The sequence below is a fragment of the Afipia felis ATCC 53690 genome, from assembly GCF_000314735.2.
Classification (GTDB): domain Bacteria; phylum Pseudomonadota; class Alphaproteobacteria; order Rhizobiales; family Xanthobacteraceae; genus Afipia; species Afipia felis.
In genome coordinates this window covers 551,561-565,609 of record NZ_KB375270.1, presented here as the reverse complement: position 1 = coordinate 565,609, position 14,049 = coordinate 551,561, and the positions used below count along the sequence as shown (strand labels likewise).

The window sequence follows — 14,049 nt, the reverse complement described above, 5'->3', positions numbered from 1 at the left end:
AGCCTCCGATGCGATACGTCGCAATGATGGCACATTCGGCGCGGGCGTGTCTGAATATTCTTTGAACGCTCTCTAAAGCGTCTGTACATCGACTACGCCGGTGACAGCCTTCAACGCACCGGCAATCTGCGGCGATACCTTGAAGCGTCCGGGCAGCTTCAAGTCCACCTCCGCTTCGAGATCGAGCATCATCACCACCGTGACTTCACCCGCGCTCCCCGAGCGCGCGCCTGCTCCCTGCGCATGATCCTCGAGGCGGCGACGGATCGATTCGATCGGCTTGGCGTCGCGGAGAAAAATCTTTAGCGCCATCGATGTTTTCGCAGCCGCCTGATCGAGCAATTCGACATTGGCAATGCGCGCGCGCACGTCCTCGCCCTGCAGTTCGGCGCTGAGTTGCAACAGCACGACGAGCCCCGGCTCCAGCATGTCGCGGAATTGACCGAGCGCTTCGGAAAACAGCACAGCCTCGAAATGTCCGGTCGGATCGGACAGGCCGATGATACCCATCTTGTTGCCGGTCTTGGTGCGCCGTTCCATGCGCGACACCACGGTGGCTGCGACCTTGCCCGCGGTACGGCCGTTCTTCACCGCGTTGGAGAACTCCGCCCACGACTGCACGTTGAGGCGCTGAAGCACGACCTTGTAATCGTCGAGCGGATGACCGGAGAGGAAGAAGCCAACCGCGCCGTATTCGCGCTGCAGGCGCTCCGCCGGAAGCCACGGCTCGACATTCGGCAGGATCAGCGACGGCGCGCCGCTCTGGCCGCCGAACATGTCGCTCTGCCCCAGCGTGACCGCATCGTTGGCACGTTGGCAGGCGGCCAGGATCGCGTCCGCACCCGCAAACACCGCGGCGCGGTTGGGGTTGAACTCATCGAACGCACCTGCGGCGGCGAGACTTTCCAGGACGCGCTTATTGATCGCGCGCGGCGGCACACGCGACGCGAAATCCGCCAGCGAGGTGAACGGTCCGCCGTCCTTGCGTGCCTCGACGATCATCTCGACCGCCTGCGCGCCGACGCCCTTGAGAGCGGCGAGCGCATAATAGATCGTGTTGCCGTTGACCGTGAACGTGCTTTCCGAGCGATTGATCGACGGCGGCTCGACCTTGATGCCTAGCCGTTGCGCCTCGGCGCGGAATTCCGACAACTTGTCGGTGTTGTTCATGTCGAGCGTCATCGACGCCGCGATGAACTCCACCGGATAATGCGCCTTCATATAGGCGGTCTGGTACGACACCAGCGCGTAGGCGGCGGCGTGGCTCTTGTTGAAGCCGTAGTCAGCAAATTTCGCCAGCAGCTCGAAAATCTGCTCGGCCTGCCCCTTCGCCACGCTGTTCTTGGTCGCGCCCGCCACGAAGATCGTGCGCTGCTTGTCCATCTCGGCGCGGATCTTTTTGCCCATCGCGCGGCGCAGCAGGTCGGCGTCACCGAGCGAATAGCCCGCCATCACCTGCGCGATCTGCATCACCTGTTCCTGATAGATGATGACGCCGAAGGTCTCCTTCAGGATCGGCTCGAGCATGGCATGCATGTATTCCGACTCTTCGTCGCCATGCTTGCGCGCACAATAGGTCGGAATGTTCGCCATCGGACCCGGACGATAGAGCGCGACGAGCGCGATCAGGTCTTCCAGACGGTCAGGCCGCATGTCCACAAGCGCGCGCCGCATGCCCTGACTTTCAACCTGGAACACGCCGACCACTTCGCCGCGCGTGAGCATGTCGTAGGTCGTCTTGTCATCGAGCGGCAGCTTGGCGAGATCGACCTCCCGCCCGCGCTGCTTCAGAAGCTTCACCGCGACATCGAGGACAGTCAGCGTCTTCAGGCCAAGAAAGTCGAATTTCACGAGGCCTGCGGGCTCGACCCACTTCATGTTGAACTGGGTGACCGGCATGTCCGATTTCGGATCGCGATACATCGGCACCAGTTCGGAGAGCGGCCGGTCGCCGATCACGATGCCCGCGGCGTGGGTCGATGCGTGGCGCGTCAGGCCTTCGAGACGCATGGCGATGTCGAATGCCCGCGCGACGATCGGGTCTTCATCGCGGAAGGCCTGCAATTTCGGCTCGCCCGCGATCGCCGCCGACAGCGTCACCGGCGCGGCTGGATTTTGCGGCACAAGCTTGGTCAGCTTGTCGACCTGCCCGTACGGCATCTGCAGCACGCGGCCGACGTCGCGCAGCACGCCGCGCGCCTGCAGCGTACCGAAGGTGATGATCTGGCCGACCTGTTCGCGCCCGTAGCGCTGCTGGACGTACTGGATCACTTCGCCGCGACGGTCCTGACAGAAGTCGATGTCGAAGTCCGGCATCGAGACGCGTTCCGGATTGAGGAAGCGTTCGAACAGCAGACCAAAGCGCAGCGGATCGAGATCGGTGATCGTCAGCGCATAAGCGACGAGCGAACCTGCGCCCGAACCGCGTCCCGGTCCAACCGGGATGCCCTGCGACTTCGCCCACTTGATGAAGTCGGACACGATCAGAAAGTAACCCGAATAGTTCATTCGGGTGATGACGCCGAGTTCGAAGTCGAGACGCTTGCTGTAGTCCTCTTCCGTAAAGCCCGGAGACAATCCATGCGCGGCGATGCGGCGGGCGAGGCCTTCTTGCGCCTGACGCCGCAACTCTTCGCCCTCCTCCTTTTCCGCGTCGGCTGTGTTGTCGCTGCCGACGGTGAAGCGCGGCAGGATCGGTTTGCGGGTCCGCGGCCGGTACGAACAGCGCTGCGCGATTTCAACCGTCGACGACAGCGCCTCGGGAATATCCGCGAACAGCACCGCCATCTCCGCCCGCGTCTTGAAGCGATGCTCGGGCGTGAGCTGCGGGCGATCCGTCTCCGCGATCAACCGGCCGCCTGCGATGCAGAGGAGAGCGTCGTGCGATTCATAATCGTCGGCGCTCGCGAAATAAGGTTCGTTGGTCGCAACCAGCGGCAGGCTCTTGGCGTACGCGATGTCGATCAGCGCGGCCTCGACGCGACGCTCGACGTCGAGCCCGTGTCGCTGCAGTTCGAGATAAAGCCGGTCGCCGAACACCTCCATGAGCTGTTCGGTGCGCGATAAGGCGACCGCAGGCTGGTCCGTCGCCAGAGCCATCGACACCGGACCATTCGGGCCACCGGTCAGCGCGATCAGTCCGGCACTTTCGTCCTTCAGCCAGTCGATCTTGATATGCGGGGACTGGTGGACGGGCGTCTCGAGGAACGCGCGCGAATTCAGCCGCATCAGGCTGCGGTAGCCTTCCTCGCGCGCGGCGAGCAGAACGATGTGCGAAGGCGCCACAAGCGCATTGCGGGCGTTGGGGTCGATATCGCCGAAATCGATGGCGAGTGCGCAACCGACGATCGGCTGGATGCCTGCGCCGGCGAGCTTGTCGGAAAACTCCAGCGCGCCGAACATGTTGTCACGGTCGGTCAGCGCCAGCGCGGGCTGATGGTCGGCCTTCGCAAGCTCGGCGAGCTTGGGAATCTTCATCGCACCCTGCAGCAGCGAATAGGCAGAGTGGACGTGAAGATGGATAAATCCGGCAGAGGCCATCCGGGCAGTCTCTCGCGCTGGGGGATGAAAGCCGCATCGGGCGACTCACTGTCTCAACGGTGCCGCCCGCGCCCCGCCCTGTCCATGCGTAACAGCATCCGGCGCGGCGCTATCATCCCTTTCCCCAGCCTGTGGCGGCTGGCCGTCCTCAGAGCTGCGGAATGAGGTGCGCCCACACCGCCACGGTTCCCACGAACAGCACCAGAGAGGCCAGTGCGGCGGCTTCTTCAAAGAACATCTTCAGCATGATCGGCTCCTTGATCCCCGGAAACGCCCGGAAAGCTTGGTTGGAACATATGGAGAACAATGTTCTATATCTGTTCTTTCGTCAAGACGCCCGGGAGCGCGACCGAATAAACAGCCTTAACGAATGTTTTACGGGAGAGACCGCGCCTGAAATGAACCGCCGGCCTTGAAGTGTATTGACCATGGAACTGGACGCGTTCACGAACAGTCCAGACGATTCAGGAGAGATCGATGCGCAAATTGCTTTTCGCGGTCCTCGCGCTCAGCGCGTACGCCAGCCTCGACATCACGCCGGCCGCCGCGCATGAGCAGCCCTATTGCATCCGCGGCCGCGACTACACCGGCTATGGCGAATGCAGCTATCCGAGCTACGCCGCCTGTGCGGCCGCCGCGTCGGGACGTTTCGCCTATTGCGACCGGAATCCCTTCTACCACAGCGCGCCTGACGCGCCGCGCCGGGGCCGCCGCGTCTACCGCGAGATTTACTGAGCATGAACGCGCCGCGCGCATCAGGTAAAGGCGGCTTACGCGCCTCTCTTGCGGCGCTCGCTTTGGTCGTGGGGGCTGGCGCCCTGATGCCGTCGCCGGCGCAGGCACTGATCCGCTATCCTTACTGCATGAAGGTCTACACCCGCGACCAGTATGAGGATTGCAGTTACTCGACGCTCGCCCAGTGCCAGTTCAGTGCCTCGGGCCGCTCGGCGATGTGCTACCGCGACCCGTTCTACGAAGGACGGCCGGGCAGCCCCTATGTAATCACGCAGCCGCGCGTGCCCTATTCACCGTTCGGCAACATCGATCCGAATTACGATCCCTACCGCGTGGCGCCCGCACCGGGTCCGCAGCGGTCCGTTCGCCACAAGCACAAGCGCAAGATTCATCAAGCGCGCTGAGGCGAAAGCTCAGTCGAGCTCCACCACCTGCCCCTCGGACAGCGAGACGCGGCGGTCCATCTGATTGGCCAACTGCATGTTGTGGGTCGCGATCAGCATCGCGACCTGCGTCGCCTTCACGAGTTGCATCAGTGCGTTGAAGACGTGATCGGCTGTGTGCGGATCAAGATTGCCGGTCGGCTCGTCCGCGAACAGCACACGCGGCGCGTTGGCGACTGCGCGCGCGATCGCAACTCGCTGCTGCTCGCCACCCGACAATTCGGCCGGCCGATGGGTGATGCGGTCCCCGAGGCCGAGATAGGCCAGGATTTCCTTCGAACGCTGCACCGTTTCCTTGCGCGGAAGGCCGCGGATCATCTGCGGCATCATGACGTTTTCCAGTGCCGAGAATTCCGGCAGCAGGCGGTGCGACTGGTAGACGAAGCCGATGTCGGTGCGCCGGATCTGGGTACGGTCACCATCCGACAGCGTCGAGGTCGGCGCACCATTGACATAGACCTCGCCGGAATCCGGCTGCTCCAAAAGGCCCGCGATATGGAGCAGCGTCGACTTGCCGGTGCCCGACGGCGCCACCAACGCCACCGACTGCCCCGCCCACAGCGCGAGCTTGGCGCCGTTGAGAATGGTCAGCGTGGTTTCACCCTGCCGATACTGGCGGTGAATGTCGTGGAGGAACACCACCGGCGCGTCGTTGTCTCCGTCTTGCATCGCCGCGCTCATTCGTATCTCAGGGCTTCAATGGGATCGAGCCGCGCCGCGCGCCAGGACGGGTACAGCGTCGCGAGGAACGACAGCGTCAACGCCATGATCACGACGGCCGCCGTCTCGCCGACACTAATCTCCGCCGGTAGCTTGGACAGGAAGTAAAGCTCCGGCGAAAACAGTTCGGTGTTGGTCAGCCAGGAGATGAACTGGCGGATGTTCTCGATGTTGAGACAGATGATGACGCCGAGCAGGAAGCCGACCAGCGTGCCGACCACGCCGATCGCAGCGCCCGTAATCAGGAAAATGCGCATGATCGAACCCTGCGTTGCGCCCATGGTGCGCAGGATCGCAATGTCGCTGCCCTTGTCCTTCACCAGCATGATGAGGCCGGAAATGATGTTGAGCGATGCCACCAGCACGATCAGCGTCAAGATCAGGAACATGACGTTGCGTTCGACCTGCAGCGCGTTGAAGAAGGTCGAGTTGCGCTGCCGCCAGTCCACCATGAAGACCGGGCGCTGCGCCGCGTCCGTCACCGCCTTGCGGTACTCGTCCACCTTGTCGGGATTGTCGGTGTAGATCTCGATGGCGGTGACATCATTGGGACGGTTGAAATAGGCCTGCGCTTCCTTCAGCGGCATGAACACGAAGGAGGAGTCGTATTCCGACATGCCGATCTCGAACACGGCAGCGACCTTGTAGGGCTTGATGCGCGGTGTCGTGCCCATCGGCGTCACTGCGCCGCGCGGCGCGACCAGCGTCACGGTATCGCCCGCATGCAGCGACAACTGATCGGCGAGACGGCGGCCGATGGCGACGCCCTGCCCGTCGTCGAAGCCTTCCAGCGTGCCCTGCTTGATATTCTTGGAAATCGAGGTGAGCTTTTCGAGATCTGCGGCGCGGATCCCGCGCACCAGCACGCCCGAAGCATTGAACGGCGAGGACGCCAGCGCCTGCCCTTCCACGATCGGCGCCGCGAGGCGGATACCCTGCACGCCATTGATGCGGTCGGCGACTTCCTTCCAGTCGGTCAGCGGCGATTCCAGCGGCTGCACCAGAAGATGGCCGTTGAGGCCGAGAATCTTGTCGAGCAGTTCCTTGCGGAAGCCGTTCATCACCGCCATCACGATAATCAGTGTGGCGACGCCCAGCATAATGCCGAGAAACGAGAAGCCCGCGATGACCGAGATGAATCCTTCCTTGCGTCGCGCCCGCAGATAGCGGGCCGAGATCAGCCACTCGAAAGGAGCAAAGGGGGCAGTTCGAACCGGCTCACTCATCAAATCTGTCCATCGCCCCGAATTTCATGCGAATCAGGCGAATTGTAGTCCACACACGCGCCCGCGCCGCCCCCGCAGCGCAATGATTCACCGCTCAATCGCACCATTACCGACGATGCGACCTTAAATATCGGTCATGTCAGTTGGCGGGCTTCCATTTCGTCTGGAAATGGTGAGACGCCTCGTCGACGCTCATCATCTCGCGGCTGCCGTCGGCGCGCTTCTTGATCTCGACCTTGCCCTCGGCAAGCCCCTTGGGCCCGACGAGGATCTGCCACGGAATGCCGATCAGGTCGGCGGTCGCGAACTTGCCGCCGGGCCGCTGGTCGGTGTCGTCGTAGAGCACGTCCACGCCTGCTGCCGTCAGCTCGCGATAGAGCTTTTCGCAGGCGGCGTCTGTCTCCGCAGCACCCTGCTTGAGGTTGAGGACGGCAACGCGAAACGGCGCAACCTCCTCGGGCCACTGGATGCCGTTCTCGTCGTGGCAGGCCTCGATAATCGCGCCGACAAGGCGCGAGACACCGACGCCATAGGAGCCGCCGTGGATCGGCTTTTCCGCACCATCCGAGCCGACGACCAGCGCCTTCATCGAATCCGCGTATTTTGTGCCGAAGTAGAAAATCTGGCCAACTTCGATGCCGCGGGTGTTGACGCGCTTGTCGGCAGGCACCTCGCTCTCGTAGCGGGCTTCGTCGTGCACGTCCTCGGTCGCGGCGTAAAGCTCGGTCCACTGTTTGATGATCGGCGTGAGGTCGCCGTCGTAATCGACGTCCGCGCCCGGCACCGGCAGGTCGAGCACGTCCTTGTTGCAGAACACGCCGGATTCGCCGGTCTCGGCCAGCACGATGAACTCGTGGGAAAGATCGCCACCGATCGGGCCAGTCTCCGCGCGCATCGGGATCGCCTTCAGTCCCATGCGGGCGAAGGTGCGCAGATAGGCGACGAACATCTTGTTGTAGGACAGACGCGCCGCCGCCTCGTCGATGTCGAACGAATAGGCATCCTTCATCAGGAATTCGCGGCCGCGCATCACGCCGAAACGCGGACGCTGCTCGTCGCGGAACTTCCACTGGATGTGATAGAGGTTGAGCGGCAGGCTGCGGTACGACTTCACGTAGGCCCGGAAAATTTCCGTGATCATTTCCTCGTTGGTCGGCCCGTAAAGAAGCTCACGCTTGTGGCGATCCTGAATACGCAGCATCTCCGGGCCGTAGGCGTCATAGCGGCCGCTCTCGCGCCACAGGTCGGCGAGTTGCAGCGTCGGCATCAGAAGCTCAATGGCGCCGGCGCGGTCCTGCTCCTCGCGCACGATCCGCTCGATGTTCTTCAGCACCCGGAAGCCGAGCGGCAGCCAGGCATAGATACCCGCCGCCTCCTGCCGCATCATGCCCGCGCGCAGCATCAGCCGGTGCGAGACAATTTCGGCCTCTTTCGGTGTTTCCTTGAGGATGGGGAGAAAAAAGCGCGTCAGCCGCATGGGAAAACACTCTGGAATCGGGAGGATGAGGAGCCGTCACTGAAAGCGGATTGGCGGGCAAAAGACAAGGCTTCTGGCGCGGCCCGCGGCCCCCTCAATGACGGCCTGCGCCCTGCCCCTGCGCCCATTTTTCCAGATCAGCGGACGCAGCCGACCCCTCGATGGTCCTGACCGAGCCATCCTTGCCGATCAGCACGCTGCGCGGGATGTCGCCCTGCCATTTGGGATCGACCTCGTAACGCAGCCGCTCGGTGAAGGTATCGCCGAACGCCCAGTTCTCGGCCGAGGCAAGCCCCGCCTGCGACACCGTCGCCCGCACCGCGGCGGGCGTGTTCGGAACCAGATCGGCGTCGATCATCACCACGTCCACGCCGGGATGCGATTTGGCGAATTGGCCGAGTTCCGGCAGTTCGACCTTGCAAGGCCCGCATGTGACGCCCCAGAAATGCACCAGCGTCGGCCGCCCGGCATGGGCCTGCCGGATCGCCTGCCAGCTTCCGCGTTCGAATGGCTTGATCTCGATGGTCGCGTCAGCCATCGCAACACCCGCGAACAGGATCGTCATAAGGGCAAGCAGGCCGCGCGTCAGATGATGTGTCATGTACCGTTTCATGTCCCCTGCCCGACCGGCTGGAAACGATAGCCGTCCTTCTTTGTCATCCATGACAGAAACACCGCACGGCCAAAGCTGACCAGCAACGGATGATCCGAGGAGTCTGCAGTCTCCATCACCGTCTTCGGCTCCGACCATGTCTTGCCGTCGTCGGCGGACTGCATCATCCGCACGGCGGTCTTTTCGCCATCGAACTCCTTCCACGCCAGATAGGTGCCCTGGGCGGTCGCGAGCACGAAGGCCCGCGAAGGATTATGCGCAGGGTCGCCGATCGGCACCGGCTTGGAGAACGTCGCGCCGCCATCCAATGAGCGCGCATAGAACAGGCCCTGCCGGTTCTTGCCGTTGGTGTACCATGTCGCGTGATAAGTGCCGGTCGGCGCAATCGACAGGCTCGGCCCCTGATGTGGGCAAGCCGAGATTTTCCAGTCGTCATTGCTGACGCGATGAATGGGTCCGGGCGTGTCCAGGTCGCTGAAGGTCGTGATGGCATGATCGCGCACGCCGTCCTCGAAGATATTGCGGAAGATCACGACTGGGCGACCATGACCGGCAAACGCCACGCCGAGGCGGCAACACTCGCAGGTGTTGTTGTGAACGAGTTGTGCCTGCGAATACGCCACACCGTTCCGTGACGTCGCGAAGAACAGGCCCGCGCCGTCATAGGCCTCGCCCTTTTTCTTCGCGGGCGCGCGGTTGCGCTTGTCGAGCCACGCCGCGAACACCGTGCCGTCGGTATCGAGCGCGAGCGTCTCGAACCGCTGGCTGACATTATTGGACGTGATCGGCCTGATCGGCGCGAAGGTCGCCCCGCCATCTGTCGAACGCGTGGTGAAGACCTCGCCGTTAAATGCCGTGTCGCGGAACGTCGAGAACGCCACGATCAGGTCACCGTGCTTGTCGATTACGATCTTCGGCCGCGCATCCGGGCCCCAGTCCATGTCGAGCTTCTGATCGGTGACGGCGACAGGCTTGGTGAAATTCCGCCCACCATCGGTCGAGTTCGCCACCGCGACCTTGCCGCCAGCGAGCATCGCGATCCACAGCTTGCCGTCGGGTCCGAACGCGGGCGTTACCTTGGTCGCACAGGACAGCGCGACGTCAGTGCAACCGGCCTCCGCTGCGGGCTTGTGCATGTCATGCGCCGATGCCGGCAACTGACAAAGCAGCAGCGCGGCAGCGGCGATCCATTTGTTCATGAATGTCTGTTTCATCGGAACGCCACCTTCATGCCGGCAATGAATGCACGCGGCGATCCGGCGTAGATCGAGCCGGTCTTGTTCGCCAGGACGCTTGCTTGATCTTGAACGCCCGCACTTGTCACGCTGTTGCCGATATTGTTGGCCGACGCAATGTAGGTCTTATCGAACAGATTGCGGACCTCAAAGTAAACATTGAGTGTCTTGAAATAGTCCGACTTCAGATCGGTTGTGTAGTGCACGTTGAGGTTCACGAGCTCGTAACCCGGCGCCTTCAACAGATTGGCGTTGTCCATGTAGAAGGCATCCTTCCACTGGAATTCGACGAACGCGCCGAGGCCCGCATAGATCCCGGCGAATTCGTCGTAGCCGAGACGCGCGGTCAACTCATTGGGGGAAATGCCGGGGATTTTGTTGCCGGCGCGGTTGAAGCTGAAGCTCGTGCCGCCACCATTCAGTATCTCGGTATAGTCGGTGTAGATTTCATCGAGATAGGTATAGGCCAGCGTCGCGCGCCAGCCCGGATGAAACCGCCAGTCGGCCGCGAGTTCGATACCGCGATGCTCTGAGCGCGGCGCGTTGAACATGAAGCTTGAATTCGGCGCCCCCACAGGTGTCGCCTGCGACACCAGTTCATTGCGGAAGAATTCGTAGAAGCCGGTGAGACTGACCTTCACGGCCTTGTTCGGAGTCCAGTCGACGCCAAGGTCGTAGCCGACATTCTGCTGCGGCACGAGGTTGGTATTGTTGCCGTTCTGGCCATTGGCGAGGACAAACAGATTGCCGACCTGCGGCGTGCCGTAACCGGTGCCGACGCGAGCCCGCCCCTGCCATTCATTACTGAACTTGTAGAGCAGCGCGAATTCCGGCGCGACATTGGTGAACTGCTTGTCGGCGCTCGTCAGCGTGGGGGTTGCAGTCGGAACATTTGGCACCGAATACGTATAAGCAGTATTCACGCCCTTGAGCTGGGTATTCTCCCAGCCGATGCCGGCGATGGCTGTCAGCGCGTCGGTCAACCGCAATTCCTCGCGTGCGCGCAAACCGAAATTGGTATGCGTGCCCGTAACGTTCGACGACAACTGCCCCAGCGTCGCATCGCCGCCCGGCATCACGTTGCGTGTGTCGCCCGACCAGCTCAGCGTGTTGTAGAAGCCGCCGAAATAAGTCGTGGAATCGAAGCCGAACAACTGACCCTTATGGGTGAGATCGCTCATGAAATTGTAGGACGGATAGTCGCCGATCGCGCTGGTCGCGCCCGTGGGCTGGTTGATGTTGCGATCGTCGAACACCAGCTGGTTGCGCCACGTGGTCTGGTTGTCGAAATCGTGCTCCCAGCGCGCGCCGACGATGGTGCGCCGGTCAGTGCGGCCAAGGCCCGCCTGCTCCGCCGTTTGCGGAATGCGTGCTCCGTTGAAGCCGTTCTCGAACAACGAAACTGTCGCACAACCCGGCGCGGCGCCTGCGGCCGTCGAGCAGCCGCGCTGGAACGGATTTATCCCAAACTGATTGAGCGACAGCCGGATCGGCAACCGCGCATCGACATTGTTGTTGATGATCTTCAGCGTGAAGCGATCATCCGGCGTCGCCTGATAGGTGCCGAGGAAGTTCACCGTCTGGGTGTTGAACCAGCTGTTGCCGATGAAGCCGTCGCCGCGTGCATCGCTCGCGAACAGTGAGGCTTCGAAGTTGCCGACTTTCTTTCCCACGGTGAAATAGTTGTTGAGATAACCGAAGCTGCCGCCGTCAATGCCGTATTCGACGCCGTCGATGCTGCCGCCCGGGCGGGTGCGGAAGTTGAGCGCGCCGCCGGTCGCGTAATTGCCGTAAAGCGCGGACGACGGCCCACGGATCACGTCGATGGCGCCATAGGCATGCGGATCGATCAAGTCGCTGCGCGACAGGCCGTCCGGCTGCGTGACCGGAAAGCCGTCGTCGAAGATCACCATGTTGCGGATGCCGAAGCCGTTGCGCGCGTTCGAGCCGCGAATCGAGATGCCGAAATCGCGTGGACCGTTGCCCTGCTTCACCGAGATGCCGGGACTGTCGCGCAACACATCGCTCACGGAGAACGACGGTCGATTGTCGAACTGGCCGCGATCGATCGTCGTCGCGGTCTGGCCAGTCGGCGCTTGTGAAAGCCCGGCAAGCGCCGCCGCCGGGGTGAGGCTTCCGCCGGTGACGACAACCCGCGGGGGCGTTGTCGCCGGTGTGCCGGGGGAGCGCGAGGATCGTCTTGCCGCAACCGCACGCGCTTTCGGCTTGCGGGTGGGTTTGGCGCGCACCGCGTTCGGCGCGGTTACCGTGACTTCAGGAAGAACGTGACCTTCGATGTGATCGGCAAGACTCGATGAAGACGCAGCAGCGAGCGCGCCGCAAGCGGCGAGAATCGTGGCGCCACCGAATGTGTGTGGCTTGAGCATTGGAATATTCCCGATAACTGCCGGTGGCAGTCATTTCGAACAGGAGAACAGCAGGCAGAACCCGCCATCCGTGCGAACTGTCACTCAGGAATAAACAGGAGGGCCACGTGCATGCGGCCGATCATCAATCCCGCCGCTGACGAACGGTGTCCGGCTCTCGAGCCAGGCCACGCGCTGATAGATGCGCTGGATGGCAACATGAAGTGCAACAGGATGATCGAGCGGCGGCACGACATGCGCGAGAGCGCAGAGCGGGCAGCAGGCCGCGTGTGTTGCGGCTGGCGCGGCGTCGGAAGCGCCGTCACCATGCTCCGAGCAGATCACAATACCGCTCAGCGGATCAGAGGCTGCGGCGGCAGCCGCGCGCATCATCGCAATCGGTGCAAAAAGCTGCACCAGAACCGCGATCATCACGATGGGAACCAGACGTCCCAGCCGCTTGCGCATTGCCACCCCCACCGGATGAAATCCGGATGTCCCTGATTAAGCACGGCAATATCGAAATGTCGATATCGCCTGCTCCTCGATTAAAAACCCCGCGGCGCAACAAAAATTCAAAGCCGGACTCCAATATGAATTTTGTTTCCAAAAAAGATGACAGGCCGAAAGTCTTGCGCTACACAGGCCCGTCAGTCAGGCTAGGCGTATCGCCAGACCTGCTGTGGTCTAGGTCTTGGGAGGAGGCCCGACGCGCACAACGCAGCGTCATCCCCGTCTAAACAACGATAGATCCAACGTTTCGGGGACACAGGGTCGCGACGTTTAAACAGCAGGGCTTCCGGCCCTGCTCTTTTTTTGCCTGCAAGCCTTTGTCCAGCAGGTTCTGTGCCGCAGCTCTCATCTGTTTTCCTGCTGTGTTCATCTCATCTGGTTTTGCCCGTCGTATCCTGAGGTCGCGCAGGACCGCACGCATTGCGTTGGATCAAGCGCGATGACGACGAGGAGCCAAAATGTGGTGATTGGATCGCAAGACGATCCAATGTCGGAGGTCAGAACGGCAGGCCGATCGCCTTGCTGATGCGGCCCAGATCAAAGTATCCGGCACGATATGCCACAAATCCGCAGCCATAAATGATTGCCGAGATCAGCGTGGTCCACAGCAGCTTGCGGCCCATCCTCGCCAGCACCGGAGCGCCAGGGTCGGTTCCCAAACTCACTTCGCCGTTCTCGTGCTGGCTGTGAATACCGAATGGCAGCACCGCAAACAAAACGACCCACCAGACCACGAAGTAGACCGCAAATGCGGAAGCGATTGACTGGGCCATTTATGCCTCCTCGATCTCGATCAGCGTTCCCGAAAAATCCTTCGGGTGGAAAAACAACACCGGCTTGCCATGCGCACCAATCCGCGGCCTGCCGTCGCCGAGCACTCGACGACCATCGGCAATCAGGGCGTCTCGCGCCGCGATGATATCATCAACCTCGAAGCAAAGATGGTGAATGCCACCATCCGGGCTGCGCTCAAGGAATTTTGAGATCGGCGACGCATCGCCCAGAGGTTCGATGAATTCGAGCTTGGTGTTCGGCAGCGTCACGAACACCGTCGTGACGCCATGTTCCGGCTGCGCTGCCGGTGCGGACACTTCTGCACCTATCCCGGCATAGACGGACGCCGCCGCACGCGCGTCTCGCACCGCGATCGCCACATGGTTGAGCCGGCCCAGCATCGCGCC

At 62.2% G+C, this 14,049-nt stretch carries 12 protein-coding genes; 2 read left to right on the top strand and 10 right to left on the bottom strand.

The window, feature by feature from the left end; all coding sequences use genetic code 11:
* Positions 1–72: 72 nt before the first annotated feature.
* Complete coding sequence (gene dnaE, locus HMPREF9697_RS02895) at positions 73–3,540, bottom strand: DNA polymerase III subunit alpha (RefSeq protein ID WP_002715651.1); 3,468 nt, start codon at positions 3,538–3,540, stop codon at positions 73–75.
* A 477-nt stretch (positions 3,541–4,017) separates the two neighbouring features.
* Between dnaE and HMPREF9697_RS02890 the strand changes: the two genes are divergently transcribed.
* Both HMPREF9697_RS02890 and HMPREF9697_RS02885 read left to right on the top strand, forming a co-directional pair.
* On the top strand, positions 4,018–4,275 hold the full coding sequence (locus HMPREF9697_RS02890; protein ID WP_002715649.1) for a DUF3551 domain-containing protein: 258 nt from the start codon (positions 4,018–4,020) through the stop codon (positions 4,273–4,275).
* Positions 4,276–4,277: 2 nt separating this feature from the next.
* Positions 4,278–4,679 (top strand): DUF3551 domain-containing protein, encoded by a 402-nt coding sequence (locus tag HMPREF9697_RS02885; protein WP_002715648.1) that lies wholly within the window; start codon positions 4,278–4,280, stop codon positions 4,677–4,679.
* A gap of 9 nt (positions 4,680–4,688) precedes the next feature.
* On the opposite strand, the gene HMPREF9697_RS02880 is transcribed toward HMPREF9697_RS02885, so the two are convergent.
* The 9 genes from HMPREF9697_RS02880 to mce form a co-directional block, all read right to left on the bottom strand.
* A complete protein-coding gene (locus HMPREF9697_RS02880; protein WP_040308091.1) occupies positions 4,689–5,387 on the bottom strand; it encodes an ABC transporter ATP-binding protein in 699 nt (232 codons plus the stop codon).
* An 8-nt stretch (positions 5,388–5,395) separates the two neighbouring features.
* A complete protein-coding gene (locus HMPREF9697_RS02875) occupies positions 5,396–6,664 on the bottom strand; it encodes a lipoprotein-releasing ABC transporter permease subunit (protein WP_002715646.1) in 1,269 nt (422 codons plus the stop codon).
* 139 nt (positions 6,665–6,803) lie between these two features.
* Positions 6,804–8,141, bottom strand: coding sequence for a proline--tRNA ligase (gene proS / locus HMPREF9697_RS02870; protein ID WP_002715645.1), 1,338 nt, complete (start codon positions 8,139–8,141; stop codon positions 6,804–6,806).
* A gap of 94 nt (positions 8,142–8,235) precedes the next feature.
* On the bottom strand, positions 8,236–8,742 hold the full coding sequence (locus tag HMPREF9697_RS02865) for a TlpA family protein disulfide reductase (RefSeq protein ID WP_040308090.1): 507 nt from the start codon (positions 8,740–8,742) through the stop codon (positions 8,236–8,238).
* An 8-nt stretch (positions 8,743–8,750) separates the two neighbouring features.
* Positions 8,751–9,968: a sialidase family protein gene (locus HMPREF9697_RS02860; RefSeq protein WP_002715643.1), complete on the bottom strand. Its 1,218-nt coding sequence runs from the start codon at positions 9,966–9,968 to the stop codon at positions 8,751–8,753.
* Positions 9,965–12,376 (bottom strand): TonB-dependent receptor family protein, encoded by a 2,412-nt coding sequence (locus HMPREF9697_RS02855; protein WP_002715642.1) that lies wholly within the window; start codon positions 12,374–12,376, stop codon positions 9,965–9,967. The genes HMPREF9697_RS02860 and HMPREF9697_RS02855 overlap by 4 nt, the downstream gene beginning before the upstream one ends.
* 84 nt (positions 12,377–12,460) lie before the next feature.
* Positions 12,461–12,823 carry a DUF2946 domain-containing protein gene (locus HMPREF9697_RS02850; RefSeq protein ID WP_002715641.1) on the bottom strand — a complete coding sequence of 121 codons (363 nt, stop codon included), beginning with the start codon at positions 12,821–12,823 and terminating at the stop codon, positions 12,461–12,463.
* Between the two features lie 542 nt (positions 12,824–13,365).
* Positions 13,366–13,641 carry a DUF1467 family protein gene (locus HMPREF9697_RS02845; RefSeq protein WP_002715639.1) on the bottom strand — a complete coding sequence of 92 codons (276 nt, stop codon included), beginning with the start codon at positions 13,639–13,641 and terminating at the stop codon, positions 13,366–13,368.
* Positions 13,642–14,043 carry a methylmalonyl-CoA epimerase gene (mce, locus tag HMPREF9697_RS02840; RefSeq protein WP_002715638.1) on the bottom strand — a complete coding sequence of 134 codons (402 nt, stop codon included), beginning with the start codon at positions 14,041–14,043 and terminating at the stop codon, positions 13,642–13,644. It abuts the gene before it with no gap.
* Positions 14,044–14,049: the final 6 nt, after the last annotated feature.